This is a genomic window from Tessaracoccus defluvii (assembly GCF_014489575.1).
In the GTDB taxonomy this organism is placed as follows: domain Bacteria; phylum Actinomycetota; class Actinomycetes; order Propionibacteriales; family Propionibacteriaceae; genus Arachnia; species Arachnia defluvii.
The window spans coordinates 2,963,048-2,981,497 of sequence record NZ_CP060789.1 but is presented as its reverse complement, the minus strand read 5'-3'; the positions used below and the strand labels follow the sequence as shown (position 1 = coordinate 2,981,497).

Annotated in this window: 12 protein-coding genes and 3 pseudogenes; 6 read left to right on the top strand and 9 right to left on the bottom strand. The window is 66.9% G+C overall.

Annotated features, from left to right (window positions below; all coding sequences use genetic code 11):
- Positions 1-25: 25 nt before the first annotated feature.
- The 9 genes and pseudogenes from H9L22_RS14130 to H9L22_RS14090 all read right to left on the bottom strand — a co-directional run bounded on the left by H9L22_RS14130 (position 26) and on the right by H9L22_RS14090 (position 14,063).
- On the bottom strand, positions 26-919 hold the full coding sequence (locus H9L22_RS14130) for a carbohydrate ABC transporter permease (protein ID WP_226965881.1): 894 nt from the start codon (positions 917-919) through the stop codon (positions 26-28).
- 11 nt (positions 920-930) lie between these two features.
- Positions 931-1,848, bottom strand: a complete 918-nt coding sequence (locus H9L22_RS14125; protein ID WP_187720474.1) for a carbohydrate ABC transporter permease — start codon at positions 1,846-1,848, stop codon at positions 931-933.
- Between the two features lie 68 nt (positions 1,849-1,916).
- Positions 1,917-3,230 (bottom strand): ABC transporter substrate-binding protein, encoded by a 1,314-nt coding sequence (locus H9L22_RS14120; RefSeq protein ID WP_068752800.1) that lies wholly within the window; start codon positions 3,228-3,230, stop codon positions 1,917-1,919.
- Between the two features lie 179 nt (positions 3,231-3,409).
- A complete protein-coding gene (locus tag H9L22_RS14115) occupies positions 3,410-4,459 on the bottom strand; it encodes a LacI family DNA-binding transcriptional regulator (RefSeq protein ID WP_187720473.1) in 1,050 nt (349 codons plus the stop codon).
- 258 nt (positions 4,460-4,717) lie between these two features.
- On the bottom strand, positions 4,718-10,429 hold the full coding sequence (gene mobF / locus H9L22_RS14110; RefSeq protein WP_187720472.1) for a MobF family relaxase: 5,712 nt from the start codon (positions 10,427-10,429) through the stop codon (positions 4,718-4,720).
- Positions 10,430-10,829: 400 nt separating this feature from the next.
- A pseudogene (locus H9L22_RS14105) lies at positions 10,830-11,234 on the bottom strand (ATP-binding protein); the annotation flags it as partial.
- Between the two features lie 217 nt (positions 11,235-11,451).
- Positions 11,452-12,612, bottom strand: a pseudogene (locus H9L22_RS14100) (IS1380 family transposase); the annotation flags it as partial.
- 207 nt (positions 12,613-12,819) lie between these two features.
- Complete coding sequence (locus H9L22_RS14095) at positions 12,820-13,812, bottom strand: Cfr10I/Bse634I family restriction endonuclease (RefSeq protein ID WP_187720471.1); 993 nt, start codon at positions 13,810-13,812, stop codon at positions 12,820-12,822.
- A gap of 20 nt (positions 13,813-13,832) precedes the next feature.
- A complete protein-coding gene (locus tag H9L22_RS14090) occupies positions 13,833-14,063 on the bottom strand; it encodes a helix-turn-helix domain-containing protein (protein WP_226965879.1) in 231 nt (76 codons plus the stop codon).
- Positions 14,064-14,181: 118 nt separating this feature from the next.
- Between H9L22_RS14090 and H9L22_RS14085 the strand changes: the two genes are divergently transcribed.
- The 6 genes and pseudogenes from H9L22_RS14085 (at position 14,182) to H9L22_RS14065 (ending at position 18,075) form a co-directional block, all read left to right on the top strand.
- Positions 14,182-15,474, top strand: coding sequence for a DNA cytosine methyltransferase (locus H9L22_RS14085; protein WP_187720469.1), 1,293 nt, complete (start codon positions 14,182-14,184; stop codon positions 15,472-15,474).
- Positions 15,475-15,604: 130 nt separating this feature from the next.
- Positions 15,605-16,161, top strand: a pseudogene (locus H9L22_RS14080) (transposase); the annotation flags it as partial.
- Positions 16,162-16,233: 72 nt separating this feature from the next.
- Positions 16,234-17,076 carry a type I restriction enzyme subunit R domain-containing protein gene (locus H9L22_RS20535; RefSeq protein WP_406707833.1) on the top strand — a complete coding sequence of 281 codons (843 nt, stop codon included), beginning with the start codon at positions 16,234-16,236 and terminating at the stop codon, positions 17,074-17,076.
- Between the two features lie 18 nt (positions 17,077-17,094).
- Positions 17,095-17,571 (top strand): hypothetical protein, encoded by a 477-nt coding sequence (locus tag H9L22_RS19060; protein ID WP_226965878.1) that lies wholly within the window; start codon positions 17,095-17,097, stop codon positions 17,569-17,571.
- Positions 17,568-17,777 carry a helix-turn-helix domain-containing protein gene (locus H9L22_RS14070; RefSeq protein ID WP_187720468.1) on the top strand — a complete coding sequence of 70 codons (210 nt, stop codon included), beginning with the start codon at positions 17,568-17,570 and terminating at the stop codon, positions 17,775-17,777. Before H9L22_RS19060 ends, H9L22_RS14070 begins: the two co-directional genes overlap by 4 nt.
- An 88-nt stretch (positions 17,778-17,865) precedes the next feature.
- Positions 17,866-18,075: a hypothetical protein gene (locus tag H9L22_RS14065; RefSeq protein ID WP_187720467.1), complete on the top strand. Its 210-nt coding sequence runs from the start codon at positions 17,866-17,868 to the stop codon at positions 18,073-18,075.
- The last annotated feature ends 375 nt before the right edge of the window (positions 18,076-18,450 follow it).

Below are 18,450 nucleotides of genomic sequence, written 5' to 3'. Positions count from 1 at the left end.
GGTGATCCTTCTGGGTGAGTAGGGGTTACTTGACGGCCCCGGCGGTGACGCCGTGGCTGAGGGTGCGCTGGAAGATGAGGAAGAACACCAGCGTCGGCAGCAGGGACAGCAGCGAGCCCGCGTTGAGCACGGTGATGTCGATGGAGTGTTGGCCGCGCAGGGTGGCCAGTGCGATGGGCACGGTCTGTGAGGACTGGTCGGCGAGGAGGACCACGGGGATGTAGAACTCGTTCCAGGTCCAGATGAAGAAGAACACCAACAGCACGGACAGTGTGGGGCGCAGCACCGGCACGATGATGAGCCAGAGGATCTGCCAGCGCGTCGCGCCGTCCATGGAGGCCGCGTCGAGCAGTTCCTTGGGGATCGTGCCCATGACGCTGGCGAGCAGGTAGGTCCCGAACGCGGCCTGCAGGACGGTGAACACGATGATCACAGACCAGATGGTGTTGAACGTGCCCGTGGCTTGCGCCCCGTAGAACAGGGGGTAGATCAGGGCCTCGTGCGGGAGCATGGTGGCGAGCAGGAGGACCGCCAGGATGGGGCCGCTGCCCTTGACCCGACCGATGCCGATCCCGTATGAGCTGACCAGCGCCAGCGCGACGCCGGCGAAGGCCACCACGGTGGAGATGATGATCGAGTTCCACAGTGCACGGGGGAAGTTGACCAGTCCCAGGTAGTGGAGGAACGCGTCGACTGTGAACGACTGTGGCCAGGCGATGGGGCCGTTGGACGAGTAATCAGCACTGGTCTTGAATGCGTTGAGGACCATGAGCAGGAACGGCGCGAGCATAATCACGGAGACCAGGACTGCGACGCCCAGGACCACCCAGCGCATCGGGGTGTGGCGCCGGCGGCGCCGGGGCGCGGAATCGACAGCGGGGCGGCCGCCAACCGGAGTGGTGGTGGTGGAGGTGGTCATCATCGGTCCTTTCAGGAGTGCTCGCTGCGGCGCTGCCAGGTGAGCATCACGGCTGCAATGACGAAGATGAGAAGCGACATCACGGTCGCGATGGTGGCTCCGTAGCCCACCTGGGAGAGCTCGAAGAAGTTGCGGTAGGCGTAGTAGGAGGGCACAACGGTTGAGCCCTCGGGACCCCCGCCGGTGAGGATGAGCACCGGCGCGAACACCTTGAGCGCGGCCACCGTCGCGGTAAGGACCACGATGAACATCTCGGGGCGAATCGTCGGCAGCGTGATGGCGGCAAACTGGCGCCACCAGCCGGCACCGTCGAGGGAGGCCGCCTCGTACAGTTCGGGGCTGACGCGGGAGAGGGCGGCCATGAAGATGACGACGGGGTAGCCCAGCTGCAGCCACACGAGCATGGCCATGAGGCCGTAGATCGCCAGGTTGGGATCGCCCAGCCAGTCCGGGGGCTTCGCCACCCCGATCAACTTGAGGAACGTGTTGATCGAGCCGTTGGCCGGGTCAAGGATCCAGCTCCAGATGAAGCCGGCCACCGCGATGGGGAGAATCTGGGGAAGATAGTAGGTGGCGCGGAGGAAGGACGCGACACGCGAGCCGAACGTCCGGCCCAGGTAGTCGAAGAGCATCGCCGCCAGCAGGATGCCGATAGCGGTGGGGATGACCGTGATGGCGATGACCATGAACAGTGAGTTCTGGAAGGACTGCCAGAACTGCTCGTCCTGCAGCAGGTCGACGTAGTTGCCGAGTCCGTACCAACGCATCGGGGCCAGACCGCCCTTCCACTGGAAGAGGCTGAAGCCGATGTTCATGGCGAACGGGAGCAGGACGATGGCGGTGAACGAGATGCCGATCGGCACCAGGTACCACCAGTAGGAGCGCTCGCGCCGGCGCAATGTCCGGGCGACGGATCGGGTCAGAGGCATGGGACGGACCTGTCTGTGGGAAGTCGGGTGGGGTCGGGGCGCCGCGTGGGCGCCCCGACCGGTGTCACTCAGGACTGGGTGCCCTCGTCGTAGAACTCCTGCAGGGCGGCGATGTACTCGTCGGCCGTCTCGTTGCCGTTCGACATGGCCTGCATGTGGTTCTGGATGAAGTCCAGGAATCCGGGCACGGGGTAGTCGGGGTAGAACGAGAGGGTGTCGGCCTCGACCAGCTCGTTGAACCGCTCGGCCAGGCCTCGGTAGGCCTCGTCCTCGATCTTGCTGGTGTCGCCTGCCAGCGCGAGGCCGCCGGCAGCGCTGATGGTGTCCTGGACCTCCTGGCTGAGTGTGATGTCGATCCAGTCGTAGGCCAGATCCTTGTTCTCGGCCTTGGCCGGGACGCCCCACAGATGCCCTGACGAGCCCATCGTCAGGTTGGCACCGGGGAGCGTGAAGTAGCCCCAGTCGAACTGCGCATCGTTGCTGATCCGCGCGAACTGCGGGTCATTCCACATCACCATGGCGGCGTCGCCGCTGAGGAAATTGACGATGGCCTGCTCGAAGGACAGCCCGCCCAGCTGGTCGCCGACGTAGCCCTTGTCGATCCACTCCTGGAAGCGGGCCGTACCAGTGCCCCACGGCGCGGCGCTGAAGTCGACGGGGTTGCGCACGAACATGAAGTCGTCGATCTGGTCCCGCGACGCCTCCGCGGAGACCAGCGAGTACCACACCCACATCTGGTTGAAGCCCTGACTGGTATTGGCGGAACTGGAGATCGGCAGGATGCCGGCGGCCATCAGCTGATCCATCGCGGCCTCGAAATCCTCCAGGGTGGTGGGGACCTCGGTGATGCCAGCCTCGGCGAACAGTTCCTTGTTGTAGTAGAGCATGACGAACTCGCCGATGTTGGGGATGCCGTACCAGTCGCCCGAGCCTGCCATGCCGTTCTCGTCGTACTGGGCGAAGGCGGCCATGGAGCCGGTCACCTTCTCGTCCCAGCCGCGCTCCTCGACCTGCTCGGTGAGCGGCTCGAGGAGGCCCTGACCGGCGAGCTGGCCGCCATCGGCGTTGCCCTTGTTGAACTCGATGACGTCCGGGACATCGTTGCCGGACAGGGTGATCTTCGCGTTCTGCCGCATGGCGTCGAAGCTCGTCTGTTGGAAGTCGACGGTGACGTTGGGGTGCTCGGCCTCGAACAATTCCACCGCCTTCTTCCACCCCTGGGCCTGGGGGCTATTAGGGTCCTCGTACTGGAGGATGGTGAATGTGCGGGGCGCGTCGGGGTCGGCGGGCTGGTCCTGGCCGCAGGCGCTGAGGGCGACGGTGCTGAGGGCCGCGGCCGCTGCGAGGGCGCCGAGCCGGCGGAGGGGGGAGCGTGTGCTCATGGGATTTCTCCTTGGGTAAGGGGGTCGCCCTGAGGGCAGGGTCGACCGACGCCACGGGGGCGCTTCTGGGATGGGCGGAGGGGCGCCGCGATGGGCGCGCCGACAGAGGGGCTGAGTGGTGTGGCGCTCAGCCGGTGTCGCCGTCGTCAGCGACGGCGGAGTTGTTCAGTGGGAAGGCATCAGGTGCGTGGGGTACCTCCTTCGGGGTTGGGGGGAGCGACGGATGCGCGCTCCACTAGCGGACATGGCATCTGGGTGCTCACCGGGCCCGACGGCGCGTCCCCGCGAAGGCGGGCGATCGCCTGGCGTGCCGCCCAGGTGCCCATGTCGCGGTGGGGTAGCCGGACGGTGGTGAGTCCGGGGAGGAGGCTGTCGGCTATGAACGGCTGGTCGTCGAAGCCGATGATCGAGAGGTCGTCGGGAATCCGCAGGCCCAGTTCCTGGGCTACCTGGTAGAAGCCGAAGGCGATCTGGTCTGAGAAGCAGAACACTGCCGTGGGCCGGTCGTGCGTAGAGAGGAGGCGGCGGGCCTGGACGCGACCGGCCGCCGTGCTGGGATCGGAGGCATCGACTATCAGAGCGGGGTCGGGCGTGAGCCCGGCGGCGGACAGAGCGGCCTCGTAGCCGGCACGGCGGAGCGTGCGGGCCACGAACCGCTCGTCCTCGACGTTGCAGAACGCTATCCGTCGATGCCCGGCCAGGATGAGATGGGTGGTGGCGGCGTACGCCCCGCCCGTCTCATCCGGGATCACCCAGTCCGCGACGGCCGAGCGATCCCTGGGCAGCCCATCGAGGACTACCACAGGCATGGCTCGGGGCGTCATCGGAAGATCCACCTCCCGATGGAAGTCGGTGGCGACGATGAGCGCCTCGATATTGCGCTGCAAGAGGGTCTTGACTGCGGTCCCGTCAAGATCCCGGTTGCCGGCGGTATCGACGACGATGAGAAGGAAATCCTCCTCCGCCGCGCTGACTTGCGCGCCCCCCAGCATCTGGCCCGCGAACGGGACGGAGGCCACCTGGTCCGACAGCAGCCCGATGATGTGTGACTGGTTGGTTTTGAGTCCGCGGGCCAAGAGATTAGGGGCGTACCCGAGCTCATCCGCCACAGTCCGGATCCGGACGGCCACGTCGGGACGAACTCGCCCCTCGCCCCGGTCGTTGAGGACGAGTGACACCGCCGAGATCGAGACCCCGACATGGGCCGCGATGTCCTTGAGTGTCACCATCGACATACCTCTCGTCAAACGATTGAAGTTAAACGTTTGCATCACCGTAAGAACGTCAAACGCTTTGACGCAAACGCCGTTATCGAATCGTTACATAACGGCCGGGTGGGGGTGGAGAGCTGCGAAGCAGACTGCTGCTGATGGGCGATCTCTCCGTGACGGACTCGATCTTTCGATCCCCCGGGGCCATGGGCCTCGTCTTTCGCCAAGTGCTAAGCGAGAGATCCACCAACACTGGCATTACAAACAGTCGGGGGCTCATCGCTGGGGAGGCGTGCGCCCCGGCGTTTCGTCGGGCCCGCCGATTCCGAGCTGGGCTCGAGTGGCCGGTGAAGATTGTTGATCTGCGCCACTGTTGAGGCCGAACTTGCCGACGTGGACGCGTAGCGCGTTCCGCAACGTCACCAGCACTGTCTCCGGGTGGCGACCAGCCATCGCGGCGGCCAGGGCCGCGAGGTCGGTGCCGAGGAATTGCAGCCGGCTCAGGTCGGTCTGGACACTCCGCCACCTCTGATCCGCCAGCAACCCGGCATTGACGATCTCGGCCCAGGGACGCCAGTCGACCTCCACTGCCCGCCCCGGGCGGTGGTGCGCCAGGGTCGCAGCGGCGACTGCGGCCGGCGCCTTCGCAAGCCGTCTCGCCAGCATTGTGGTGTCAGCCCCGGCGTGGTGGAGTTCGTCGAGCCGGGCGGCGAGCTTCGGCCACTCCCGCGCCCCGGCCATGCCGGTGAGGTCTGCCCAGCGCTGCCAGCGCTGGGCTGGGGTCTGGTCGAGGCGGCCACGCATCTGCCGTGTCTGCTGTCGCGCGTGGTCGGCGGCGGCAGTCGGGGTGGCTGTCCAGGCATGGGTCCGCGCCACCAGGTGCCGAGCCTGCTTCTCCGGCACGTCGGTGAGGTGCTGCTCCCATGTCGCTGGTGGGCGGGCGGCGAGGATCTCGGCGACCTGGAGGCCAGCCTCGGCCGGGGAGAGGAACGTGACCCGGTCACGGATCATCAGTTCTCCCTGAAGGGTGGTGACCGTGGCCAGGGCGTCGTGGAGGGCGTCGGGGCCGTGCTGTTCAAGCAGTTGAGCCGGGTCGCTGCCGGCTGGCAGGATCAGCCGGCGTGGGTCGAAGCGGTGCTGGGCGAGGAGCCAGAACGCGTTCTCGGCTGCGACGTGGCCTGCGTTGTCCGGGTCGGTGGCGATCAGCGGTGTGGGTCCGCCCCGCACCAGCAGGGTCTGCTCCAGGGTCAGCGCGGTTCCCAGCGGCGCGACGCCGATGTAGGTGCCTTGGCCTGCGAGGGTGACGGCGATCGCGTCGATCGGGCCTTCGACGATCACCGGCACAGCCTCGGGGGTGAGGAGGTGGTGGCCGTAAAGGATGTCGCGTTTGGCGAACAGTGGGCTGGCAGGGCTGTTGAGGTATTTGGGGCCTTGGCTGTCGTCGGCGTCGGGGTGCCGTCGGCCGACGAAGCCGACCACCACGCCCTGGTGAACGATGGGGAGCATGGCCCGGTCGCGGAAGCGGTCGATCACGTTGCCCTGCCGGGTGGTGGTTGCCACTCCCGCGGCGATCAGCTCGTCGGTGCTGAATCCCTGCTTCCGCAGGGTGCTGATCATGGAGGTCCAGCCTGCTGGGGCGTGGCCGATCCGGAACCGGGGGTTGCCGGCGAGATCCTGCCTGAAGCGTTGAGTGAAGTAGTGATGGCTCCACGAGTCGGGTAGCTGTGATTCGAAGAATCCTGCCGCTGCTGCCGTGACTTGGGCGAGGCGTTGCGGGGTGTGGGGGATCTCGGTCCAGCGGTCGGCGGCTGCGAAGGCCCGGCGCAATTCGATCTCGGTGAAGTCCGGATCGATGCGCTCCCGCAGCCGGGCAGCTGCGACGAGGTCTGCGGTCCGAGTAGTCCAGTCGATGTCCTCGATCCCGTCGGGGGGCAACTGATCGGGGTGCGGCGGCTCCACCTGGTCGTCCGGGGGCGGGGTCATGAGGCGGTGGGTGCGCCACAGCATCGCCTGGCATGCGTCGTCGAATCCGGAGACGTCTGGCACGGGGATTATGAGGTCCTCGGGACGGTGGCCGCGCTGGGTGGCGTCGGTGAGCGCGGCGGCGAGGTGGGGCCACCATGGGCTGGCTTCGAGGTCGGCCGCGGCCTGGTAGCCGAGCTGGTCAACCAGCGATTCTTCCCAGGTGGGCAGGGTGGGGCTGTCGGTGGGGGTGAGGTGGCGGGCGAGTCGCCACCACAGCGCGGCGGCTGGCTGTTCTGCCGGCAGGAGCCCTTCGGCGACGGCTGCGGCGAGGTGTTCGGTGATGGGGACGTCGCTGTTGTGGAGGGCGGCGAGGCGGTGAGCGAGCACGGGGGCGTACGGGTCACGGGGGAGATCGGCACGGATGTCGCGGAGGAGATCGGTCCAGACCCCGACCGGGAGGGCGGGTCGGAGCCGGTTCGTGAGGTTCTGTTGCCAGTGGTGCGCGGCGGCGCCGAGTTGGGCGGGTCCGGTGGGGCGGCGGTCGCTGGGTTCGACTTGCCAGGCTGCCCGCCACACCTCGACATCAGTCACGGTCGACGTTGTGAGGGTCTGGCCCGGTAGAGCCCATACCGGCTGGCTGATGGCGGTGGCGGCGGCTCGGACTTCGGCGGCGAAGGCGCGGACCTGGTCGTGGCGGGCGGTGAGGTAGGGGCCCCACTGATCGTGGTCGGCGAGGCTTCGGGGGATGCCGGTGAGCCAGGGGAGTGGCCCCTCATGATCGGGGTGGGGGAGCCGCCAGGTGAGCACCGCCGCCGGGTCGTGGGCGGTCGACAGTTCCCGCGCGTCGACCGCGTCACGCAGCAGTTGAAGTGGTGAAGGTCCATGGTCGCCGGTGGCGGAGAGCAGTAGAAGGTGTGCGCGGAGGGTGGGCCAGGCGGGGCTGGAGGTGAGCTGATCCACGACCTCGTCGGCGTGCTGGTCCAGCTCGTGTGCCGCGTCGGCGTGGAGGTGTTCGACGGCGACGCTCAGCGCGTCGCTGTAGCGGGCCACGGCGAGGCCGAGGCGGGTGTAGGGGTCGACGGTTTGGCGGGTTTCGGTGGTGACGGAACGGGCGGATCCGTCGCGGGCCAGGACCTGCTCGAGGACGTCTGCGGCGGTGACGGGTCGCAGGGTGGTGGGGTGGATGGGGGAGTTTTCGCCGCCGCCGTCGACGACCTGGATGTAGGCGTGGTTCGAGCGGCGGCCGCGGCTCATCGCGACGTAGAGTTGCTGTCTGCTCTCCGTACCGGTCAGGACAGTGTGGGTGGTGTCGACGGTGATGCCTTGGGCGCTGTGGACGGTCACCGCATAGCCCAACTCCACGTTCTCGGTCACGTAGGCCGCCGGCAGGGTGATCCGGAGCCCGCTGTTCAGGTGGTGGGCGTGGATCGCGCCCGTCGGGTCGACTTCGGTGACGGTCCAGCGGTCGCCGTTCTTCACCCAGTCGGTGGCGCTGATCGCGAGGCGGCGGTCGTTGAGTCGGGTGACGATCACATCCCCGACCGAGGCCAGGTTCCCGTCCGACAGCACCGCAACGGCACCTTCAGCATCGCCGTGGGTGGCGGCCAGGCGGTGGTCGCGGGCCCACTGGTTGAGTTGGGCGACCTGGTCGCGGGTGCTGGCCAGCATCACCGAGTCCAGGCTGGCTGTCTTGTCTTTGAGCCAGGCGTTGAGGGCGTCGCGGAGGATGGTTTCGTCCGAGCCGGCGTGGATCCGTTGTTGGTCGAGGTAGAAGCCCAGCGACTCGGGCCGGCCATCGCGCAGCGCCAACGAGGCGGCCGCCTCCGCTGGGTCTTCGAACCGCAGCACCTCGGTCAAGTGGACGGTTGGGTGGGCGTGGGTGAGGTCGCGCAGCACCCCGCCGGCACCGACCGCGGCGAGCTGCTGATCATCCCCGATCAACCGCACCGACGCACCCCGCTGCATCGCGAAACCGATCACCGCGGCCAGCGTTGGTGTGTCGGCCATGCCCGCCTCGTCAACGATCAGGAGGGTGTCAGGGCCGATCAGACTCTCGGCTGCGCGGGGATGGTGGCGGAGGTCCCAGGCGAGCTTCGCCAGGGTGGTGGCGTGGCCGACGTGATCAGCCAGGAGTCGAGCGGCGACGGCGGAGGGGGCTAGGCCGACCACCGTCCCACAACTGTTCCGCCACGCCTGCCTGAGAGTTGCCAGTGCGGTGGTTTTTCCGGAGCCGGCGGCGGCCAGGGCGAGCTGGACCCGTCGTCCGCTGGTGGCCATTCGACGCACGAGTTCAGCCTGGCCGGCGGTCAGGTTGATGCGGTTGGCGGTCGCCTCGAGGAGGGCGAGGGACACGTCGGCTTCGCTGGCTTGTCGGCCGTTGAGGAGGGTCGCTGCGTCGGTGATCTGCCGTTCGGCTTCGATCACGGCGGTGGAGGTGAACCGTCGGCTCCCGACCGTGGTGTAGACAGATTCGCCGTCGGAGCGGCGCAGGACCTGGGGGTCGCTGATCGGGTCGACCCACGCCTCCAGCGCGATGCATCGGTCGGTTGCCGCGGCCAGGAGTTGGGCGGTGAGGTGGGTTGCCTGCTCAGGGCCGGTGGCCCGTTCCCTGGCTCTGCGGGAGGCTTCGGCCTGCAGGTGCCACACCGTCCACGTGGCCCGGGACAGGCCCATCCGGGTCACCATCTCGTCGGCCACCTCGTCGATCCAGTCTGCCGTCGGCGCCGGCCTGGTCACGCGGCCCGCGGCGGGTACGTCGGCGAGCATCCGGTCCACTCCGTTGGCGCCGAGGACCGCTGCGGCTTGCGCGGCCCAGGCGCTGCGCTGCTCTGTCAGTGTGCGGGGTTCGTGCTTCGCTTCCCGGGTCTCCAGGGTGGCCTGTTGCGCCAGGGCGATCGCTTCGGCCGGTGTCGGCGGCCGTCGATGATCGTGTTGGAAGGCGACGGCCAGCTCGGACTGGCGGGCCTCAATCGCCGCCCTGCGGCTGGACCACGCTTCCCGCAACCGGGCTGGGACTCCGACGATCTCCCGCACCGGTCGCTTCGACGGATCGGCCACCGGCTCCGCCGCGAATCGCACACCGAGGCGGGCGGCGAGGTGGGCCTCCAGCTGGGTGTTGTAGACCTCCGAGATGCTTACCAGCCCCGCGAACAAGGGCCGGCCGTCGATTGCCAACCAGGCGCCGTCGAGTGTCTGGACCTTGTTGGCGATTGCCACATGGGTGTGCAGATTCGGATCCCCAGCCCGCGAATCGCGATGCGTGAACGCGGCGGCGATCAGTCCGGTCACCTCGACCTGCCGCACCCCACCCGCACCCCTGCGCGAGAACAGGACCCGCTCCTCCAGGTAGGCCAGGGCGTCGGCGACGGCGGCGTTATGAGCCTCCTCAATCTGCGCGGCCACCTGCTGCGGCGCGACCGCCCACAGCGCAGAGACCGACTTCACCGGCGTGAACGTCACATCGAACCCGGCACACGCCGTCGTGGCGTTCCGCGTCAGGCGAGCGACCTCCGAGGACAACTCCAGGCTGCTCGGCGCCCTCCCCATCCGCGCCGCGAAACCCTCGGTCGCGACCTCGTTGCGGACCCGCGCGCGGACATCCAACGGCACTTCCTCATCCACCGCGAGACCGTGCTCGGCCGCCCACACCGCGCACCGCATCGCGACCTCCTGCTGGAACGCGCTGACTGCGGCATGCACCCGAAACGGCGCCCCCAGGCGGGCCGCGGCACGGACCTGCTCCCGCGTCGCGCCGACCGGCAAGGCAGCCAGACGAGCGGCCATGTCCGGATGGAACCCTGCCCCGAACAGGGACTGCATCTGCTCCACCGACACCGCCGACCCCGGCTCCACCTCGAGCGCCAGAAGGCCGGCCCCGACCCACCGTCCCGGCACCTCACCCTTCTCCGTGTAGTACGACGTCAGCGATGCGTGGCCCTTCTCAGTGGAATCCATGGCGGCGACCTGCCGAGTCAGGTAGTCATAGCCAGACCCGGCCGTCAGCTTGTGCAACGACGCCGTCATACCCCCCAAGAACCCCAACCCGAGGCGCCCACAGCTGGCCCGACAGTGCAAGAGGTGTATCGCACTTGGGATCTGGCGATCCCTGCACCGGGGGATGAGAATGGGGCTGTCCGTTCGGCGACGCCGGTACTCACTGGTGCGGGTGGCCCGTGGAGGTGTATGGCGCGGGGTTCTCGGGTGCCTCCGGATTGTTGCTGCGAGCACTTGGGTCTGTGTCCAGGGAGAGGACCATCCGAACGGCGCCCGGCCGCGACGGCCGCGGCCCCCTGTCAAGGGCCACTGGTTTCTGCCCGGAGGCGGACATGAAACCTGCCCGGTGGCGGTCACGAGAAGTGCCCGGTGGTGGCCGTGGGATCTGCCCTTGGGGGCTGTTGGCCATCCACCTCGGTCGTGGCGTGGGTTAGTGCAAGGGGGTCACCCCCTGGCCGGCGAGGGCTTGGGTGAGTCGGACGCTGTCGCCGCTGGTTTGGCAGACGTGGGCGTGGTGGAGGAGCCGGTCGACGGTGGCGGTGGCCAGCGTTTTGGGCATGAGTTCGTCGAAGCCGGCGGGGTGCAGGTTGGAGCTGATCCCGACGGAGCGTTTCTCGTAGGCGGCGTCGACCAGGCGGTAGAGGACTTCGGCGGCGTCGTGGGCGACGGGCAGCAGGCCGATGTCGTCGACGACGACTAGGTCGGCGCGCAGGATCCGGGCGATGGCTTTCGACACGGTGTCGTCGGCGCGGTGCCGGCGCAGCAGCAGGCCGAGGTCCTCGAGGGTGAACCAGGCGACGCGGAGTCCCTGTTCGACAGCCAGGTGGCCCAGGGCGAGGGCGTCAGATGGTTTGTGTAAGGGGTTGCTCCTGACGCGAAAGCAGAATGATGACCGTGCTAGACACTCGACCGTGAAGACCGGCGCCGTGCGCAGCGCGATGGCGTGGCCGCGTTGGAGGCCTCCGGGGCTCTGGATGACTTGTATGCCCGTATCGACGCCGGCGGCCACCGTGTACGAGTCGGGCCGGGACGTGCAGCAGTCGATAGCGCAGCGCTTTCGGCTCAGCCTTGGCGAGGTCGCCGTCGAGGGCCAGCATCTTGAGCCAGGCCACCAGGTCAGCGGCGATCATGGTCAGGAGTAGCGAGGTTTGGTTGATGCTGAACTCGCGGGACGGGAACCGGCCCAGGCCGGAGTCTTTGGCGTGTCGGATCCGGTCCTCGACCCGGGCATGGGCCCGATGCCGGGTCTCGAGGAACTGCAGGGTGCCGCTGGTGGTGTTGGTGGCGAACGCTTGATACCGCCACCCGTCGTGGGCTTCGAACAGCGACAACTGCGCCCCCGGATGCGGGCGTTCGCGGCGCAGGATCACCCGCATCCCGGCCGGCCAACTGGTCAAGTCCAGCAGTCCGGTGACCTCAGCGACCTCCCCGCCGTCTCGGACCTCACCATCAGCCTTCAGCGCCGGGGACCACAAGCCCGCGGGAAGTTCGGTGATCGCGGCACGCATCTTCTCGCCGATCGTGAACCCGACGCTGTAGTGCAGGCTGCGGCCTCTGACTTGGCCTTGCGCAGTGAGCCAGTCCAGCAACTGGTGCGAGGCGCCGGCCCCGTCGCAGCGGATCAACAGGTTGTGGCGATACGGCATCGGGACCTGGGCGATCGCCTCGCCCAGGACCTGAATGTGATCCACCGCCGTGTTCGACCCTGCCCGGCCGGTCCGCAGCGCGGCGGCGAGGAACTCGCCCGTGTTGTCGCACCACACACCGATCGGGTGATACCCGAAAGTTCGCTTGAACGTCGAGGCAGCGAGCTCCTTCTCCGAATGCGTGACCACGATCGTGGCATCGACATCCAACACCACCGTGCTACCGAGATCGGTGCCGGCGACCTTCGAGGCCGGGACACCGCCCGTCGCTGCCAGTTGTGACCACACGTGGCGACGGACACGGGCCCGGGCCGTGGTGATCTTCCTGCGCCTGGCGTCGGTGACCTCGTCCAACGCCCGCCACACCGTCGGAGCAGAGGCGACCGGCCCCAGCACTTGGGATTGGTGGCGCAGGACGTTGATGTCGGAGATCGCCTCACCGCCGTCGGCGAGCATCACCGCGACATCGGTCAGTACCTGGCCGCGGTCATGCACCGAGGGGATGAACGAACGCCGGGCCATCGCCGTCGACAGGGCTCCGGTCAGGCCGGTGTTCTCGGCCAGCATCGTGAGCCCGATGCTGCCGGCGTGGGCGATCACCGCGCCACCATCGCCGGTCACGGACATACCGGTGGACCACGAAGTACGCTTCACCTACGGAGTGCCTTCCGCTTCAGGGGTCTTGAACAGTCGCAAGTCCAAGTATCCCGTAGTCAGAAGGCACTCCGGCCTATCTACCGCACGCGTCGCTCACTCCGCCATGAACGATCGAGGCTAGGGAGCCACCAGGGCAGTGCGCTCGTTGAGGAAGCCGATGAACCTCTGCACAACCTGGCCCGCGTTGGCGGGGACGTAGAGTTCCCGGATCGCACGATGCGGGTCGTCGCCTCCGGCAGACGACAGCGCCGCTGCCGAGTAGGTGATCGCCGCTCCGGTTCCCTCGGCGGTGAGCGTGTGTACTTCAAACTCAACGCGCGGCGCGCCGAGGTACCGCTCAAGGAGGAACTCCATCACGTTGGCCTCGTAGAGCGGTTGGTACAACCGGTCAGACCTGAGGCTCGTCTTCAGGGCGATGGCGAGAATCAGTTCGCCGGGTTCAATCTTGCCTTCAAGCGTGCGGTGGGCGTCGTCGAGCCTCCTCTGACTCGGGAGCGAAAGATCCCCGAGGTCTGCAGTCCAGACAGGGCTCTGTTGTTCGGACGCGGGGAGGATCACGATCGCAATGTCGGGTGTCGAGGTCGGCATTGCCAGGTCATTGCTGGCGAGGCTCGCCCGGAACTCGCGGACCCGTTCCTGAGCCTCAGGCGTCAGAAGCTTCACCCAGTCGTACCGGCGTGGCAGATTGAGAACGGCCACCTGTCGATTCAGAGACGGAGTCACTTGAGGGCGTGCGTATCGGGGGGACGTGCGCCACGCATCGCCGCGCATGTACCGGTTCCACGCCGCCGCCGTCTCCCAGAGCACTGCCGAGGTGACAATCTCGTAAATGTCGCCCGTCACCTTTGACACGGCGTTGGCCTTGACGACGTAATCCGCGCCATACCAGAGGCGCCCCTCGTCATTGGCATTGCCGAGAGCCTGCAGGACGACCTCGCGGAACGACATCGAGTTCAGGCCGGAACTCGTCCACCCGGGGATGCCAGCGTCATACGTGTAAGCGAGGATGTTCTGCTGAGCGAGGCGGAACTGAGTGTCGCGCCCCCGAACTGGTGAGTTACGCAGATCTTGGATGAGTCTCGCCGAGGGATCGAGCGCCTGCGTGGCCACACTGCTGAATCTGAAAGGCACTACCGCTTCTCCTCGGCTTCTTTCACCAGGGCGCTCAACTCGACGCCGAGGGCGGTCGCGATTCGGACCTGTGTTTCCAGGGTTGGGTTCTTGTGGCCGTTCTCCAGCGCACTGACGTACGTGCGGGTGACAGCGCAACGTTCGGCGACCTCGGCCTGGGTGAGTCCGAGAGCCTCACGGCGACCACGCACGATCAGCCCGAATCTGGCGGGCGTCGCATGCGGGGTCACGTCATGACCGTAGGCGAACGACTGGCGTGAGGCGCGGAGCCACGAGGGGGTGTATCTCATAGGCGACACGCGCCGGTCAATACCTGGAACGTCTGTAGTCGTTGCTACCGTCGCAGTCATGCTCGAAGAACCCACCGCGTCCCCCGCGCCCAAGCCCACCGCCGTCTCACTGTTCTCTGGCTGTGGTGGCTTCTGTGAAGGCGTCAGGGCTGCCGACTTCGACGTGAAGGCGGCAGTCGAGATCGACCGCTTCGCCGCCGAGACCTACCGAGCGAACTTCCCCGAAACGCCCCTCTACGAGGGCGATGTAGCCACCTTCCTCAACGATGACTCGTCAGTGTGGGCCGACGACTCAGAGCGCTTCTCGGAGATCAAGCCGGGCACGATTGATCTCGTGTTCGGTGGTCCGCCCTGCCAGGGCTTCAGCCAGATCGGGCCGCGTATGCTCGACGATCCGCGGAACAAGCTCTACATGGAGTTCATCCGCGTCTTGAAGTATCTCCGTCCGGCCACGTTCCTAATGGAGAACGTGCCCAACATGCTGCTGATCGGTAAGGGTACGTTCAAGCGGCAGGTGCTCGATGCGCTTGCCGAAGCCGGGTACAGCAACTGCGCTGTGCGGATCGTCGTCTCGTCTGACTATGGCGTGCCGCAGGTGCGCAAGCGGGCGATCTTCTTCGGTGTTCGAGATGACCTGACCCTTGACGGAGCGGTCGGTGCCTTCTTTGAGGATGCCCTCGCGGAGGAGGAACGCCCAACCCCCACCGTGTGGGACGCCATCGGTGATCTGCCCGAGGCGACCGCGATTCACTACGAGTCGCTTCCGTACCCGCGGACCGAGGTTCGTAGTGCCCTGCTCGATGACCTTCGCCTTGACCGTGACGGCGCGAGCTTTGCGCGCGAGACCAAGGTGACGCAGTCTCGTGAGAAGCATGCACGCCTACATAATCACCACACCAAGGAGATTCAGGACCGCCGCAAGGCTCTCATCGCCCTCCTGAAGCCTGGCGCGAAGGGCGACAGCCTCCCCAAGGAAGTCTGGAACGGCCTCCGTCCGGAGAAGTGGCGGCGTCTCCCGATCAACAGGCCCGCGTACACGATCCTCGCGCAGATGCACCGCGATCTGTCCGAGTGGGTCCACCCAAAGTATGAACGTTGGATTACGGTGCGTGAGGCGGCGCGTCTCCAGTCGTTCCACGACGGCTTTGTCTTCCACTCAAGCGAATGGCAGATGCTCAAGCAGATCGGGAACGCCGTACCTCCGCTTATGGCGAGGGCGCTAGCGGCAGTGGCGAGAAGGGCCATCGAGGAGACCCGTCCGGATGAGTCTGCGCCGATCATCGCGCTGGAATCCTACCGGCACCCCGCGTCCGAGGTCGACGTGTCGGCCCAGGAGGTCGTGGCTCGGTAGCGCCCGAGCAACCACAGCGGGGGCGCTAGCTACTTCGACCTGAAAAAGTCCGAGGGGTGTCGGTCCTGAATTGCGGTCTGACTAGTTGAGATGATGGTTTCGGCGTTCGGGGAGAAGGGTCGAGACCATCGTGTTACGCCCTGTAGGCGATCAGCCGTCGTTGTGGGAGTCCCTGCTGCCGGCGGAGTTGTTGGTGTTGCCGGTCGAGCTGGCTCGGGTGGACGCTCTGCTGGATGATCCGGTGTTCTTCACCCCGTCGTCTGGTTCTTCGATGAGCGGCTGGGGCGGCCGTCGATCCCGCTGGAGACCTACCTGCGGATGATGCTCTTGAAGTTCCGCCACCAACTCAGCTTCGAATCCGTGTGCCGTGAGGTGGCCGACTCGATCTCCTGGCAGCGGTTCTGCCGGATCAGTTTCGGCTCCCGGGTACCGCATCCGACCACGTTGATGAAGATCACCAGCCGCTGCGGCGACGTGGCTGTGACGGGACTGAACCAGGCTCTGCTGGCCAAAGCGGTCGAGGCGAAGCTGGTCAAGACCGACAAGGTCCGCGCGGACACCACGGTGGTCGAGGCCGACGTGTCCTACCCGACCGACTCGGGATTGCTGGCCAAGGGCGTGACCCGGATCGCGGCCACGATCGCCAGAGTCAAGGCCGTCGGCGAGGCCGTCTCCACCATCGTCCGCTACGCGCGGCTCCACCCCACGGCGATCGCGCAGAAGGTCCGGGTTGTCATCGAGCACTTTCGGCGCAACGTCATGGACATGCTCGGCGGCGAGGCGAGGGCCATGGTCGTCACGAGCTCCCGCGTGGAGGCGCTCAGCTGGTCGAAGAAGATGAACGACTACCTCGCAGTCAAGGGCTACGACGACATGAGCACCCTCGTCGCCTTCTCCGGGTCCCTCACCGACGAGGACACGGGGGAGTCCATCACGGAGGTGTCGCTCAACGGCCGTAGCGACGTCGCCCGGGCGTTCCGCGAAGAAGACGCCTACCGGGTGCTCATCGTCGCCAACAAGTTCCAGACTGGCTTCGACGAGCCGCGGCTGATGGCGATGTACGTGGACAAGGAACTCTCCGGCGTCGCCACCGTCCAGACGCTGTCGCGGCTGAACCGCACCTACCCGGGCAAGACCGCCCCGATGGTCGTGGACTTCCGCAACTCGCCGGCGAGCATCGAAGAGGACTTCAAGCTCTACTACTCCGATGCGCACGTGGAGGGCGACGTCGACCCCAACGCGCTCTACACGATCGGCGATCGGCTCGACACCGCCGACCTCTACTCGCGTGATGAGATGGACGCCGTCGCGGATGCCTTCCTTGCAGAAGCCGGGGGAGAGTCGATCGCCAAGGTGCTGTCGCCGATCAAGAACCGCTGGAGCGGCCGGCTGCGCCAGGCGGTCCTCAGCGAGGAGAAGACCAAGCGGCAGGAGCTTGAGTACTTCCGCGCCGACGTGCTGGGCTATCGCAACGCCTGGCAGTTCCTCAGTCAGATCGTCGACTACCAGGACCCCGACCTGCACCGCCGCGCGATCCTTACGACGCTGCTGGCACGCAACCTGCACGTCGACGCAGACGAGTACGACGACAGCTACCTCTAGGGCGTCCAGCTCTCCGGCGTGAAGCTTGTGCCCTCCGCGATCAACGAGGATCACTCGCTCAGCGAGGGCAGCAGCGAGGGCATCAAGCTCCCGGACTTCGCCGGCGAGCACAAGGCGGCGGCTACGCCCAAGCGGGGACCGCTGGACGAGGCTATCGACAAAGTCAACGAGATTATTCGCGCCCAGGGCGTCGACGTGAGCCCGAAGAGCGTGTCGGGCTTCATCACGACCTTCTGGGGCTTCCTGGATGCGAACGACGAAGCCGTGGCAATGGTGAAGCACAACACGGTCGCCCAGCTCAAAGCATCGGAGGGATTCAGCGGAGCCGTCGGGCTGGCAGTGCTGAAGACGGTCAATGAATCGCAGGAGATCCAGTCCTACATGACCGACCCGGCGTTCCTTGAGCAGATCGCGGGCATCGCGGCTGACGCGCTCCATGCCCAGCACCACGGGGATGCGGGTGCGCCCGCTGGTGCTGACATCACGACACCATGAGCGAGCCCGGCCAGCCCGTCTTCGGCGAAATCATCCGCGACTCCCGCAAGAAGCGCGGCTGGTCCCAGACGGAGCTCGGCGAGAAGGCCGGGGTCTCTCGTCCGACCATCGCTCGGGTGGAGGCGAACAACGACGTCACGACGGCGACCATCGCCAAGATCGCTCATGCGCTCGGGCTCACGCTCGAGCTGAAGGGTGGTGACTGAGCATGCAGGTCGCCGGAAGCGACTCCGATCACCGCTGTTGTCGGTGCTCGTCGGTAGGGTCGCTCTACCGGCTGCGAAGGGGTGGATCATGGCGCTGAAGTCGTTCCTGGCGGGCAGGGTCCGGAACACGGGCCTGCCCAGGAGCCACGCGCTCCTGCCGCTTATCGAGGCGATCGTCAACGGCATTCAGGCAATCGACGCCCGTCCCGAACGGCGAGCCCGGCCGGATCGACGTGAGAGTGCACTGCGACTCCAAGCGGAACTGGACTTCGGCCCCGCCGGCCCCGGGCGCGCCTGAAGCCGATCGTCGGCTTCACCGTTGCGGACGATGGCATTGGACTCACGGCGCAGAACATGTCCTCGGTCGAGACCGTGGACATCGACTACAGCCGGACCTCGGCTGCCGCGGCGTCGGACGGCTGCTGTGGCTCAAGGCGTATGACAGGGTGTCGGTCCGCAGCGCGTACGCGGACGGGGAGCTCCGAGGAGGCCAGTCCCGGGCGGCTGGTTCACGGATGGGCCCACGGCCGCACGGCACAGCGGTACCTTATTGGGGCGAGACCAATGTATGGAGCAAATGATCGTGATCATCATCACACCGCCAAGGTTTTTTTGCGCAGAGCACACCAGCACCGACTTGACCGAGCGCGTTCGGGACGCCCTCTCGGTCACC

What these genes read in the sequence shown, in the direction of transcription:
- H9L22_RS20535 (WP_406707833.1), top strand. Translation starts at nt 16,234, where the DNA reads ATGGACATGCTCGGCGGCGAGGCGAGGGCCATGGTCGTCACGAGCTCC.
- H9L22_RS14125 (WP_187720474.1), bottom strand. Translation starts at nt 1,848, where the DNA reads ATGCCTCTGACCCGATCCGTCGCCCGGACATTGCGCCGGCGCGAGCGC.
- H9L22_RS14085 (WP_187720469.1), top strand. Translation starts at nt 14,182, where the DNA reads ATGCTCGAAGAACCCACCGCGTCCCCCGCGCCCAAGCCCACCGCCGTC.
- H9L22_RS14120 (WP_068752800.1), bottom strand. Translation starts at nt 3,230, where the DNA reads ATGAGCACACGCTCCCCCCTCCGCCGGCTCGGCGCCCTCGCAGCGGCC.
- mobF (WP_187720472.1), bottom strand. Translation starts at nt 10,429, where the DNA reads ATGACGGCGTCGTTGCACAAGCTGACGGCCGGGTCTGGCTATGACTAC.
- H9L22_RS14115 (WP_187720473.1), bottom strand. Translation starts at nt 4,459, where the DNA reads ATGGTGACACTCAAGGACATCGCGGCCCATGTCGGGGTCTCGATCTCG.
- H9L22_RS14070 (WP_187720468.1), top strand. Translation starts at nt 17,568, where the DNA reads ATGAGCGAGCCCGGCCAGCCCGTCTTCGGCGAAATCATCCGCGACTCC.
- H9L22_RS14130 (WP_226965881.1), bottom strand. Translation starts at nt 919, where the DNA reads ATGACCACCTCCACCACCACCACTCCGGTTGGCGGCCGCCCCGCTGTC.
- H9L22_RS14065 (WP_187720467.1), top strand. Translation starts at nt 17,866, where the DNA reads ATGGCGCTGAAGTCGTTCCTGGCGGGCAGGGTCCGGAACACGGGCCTG.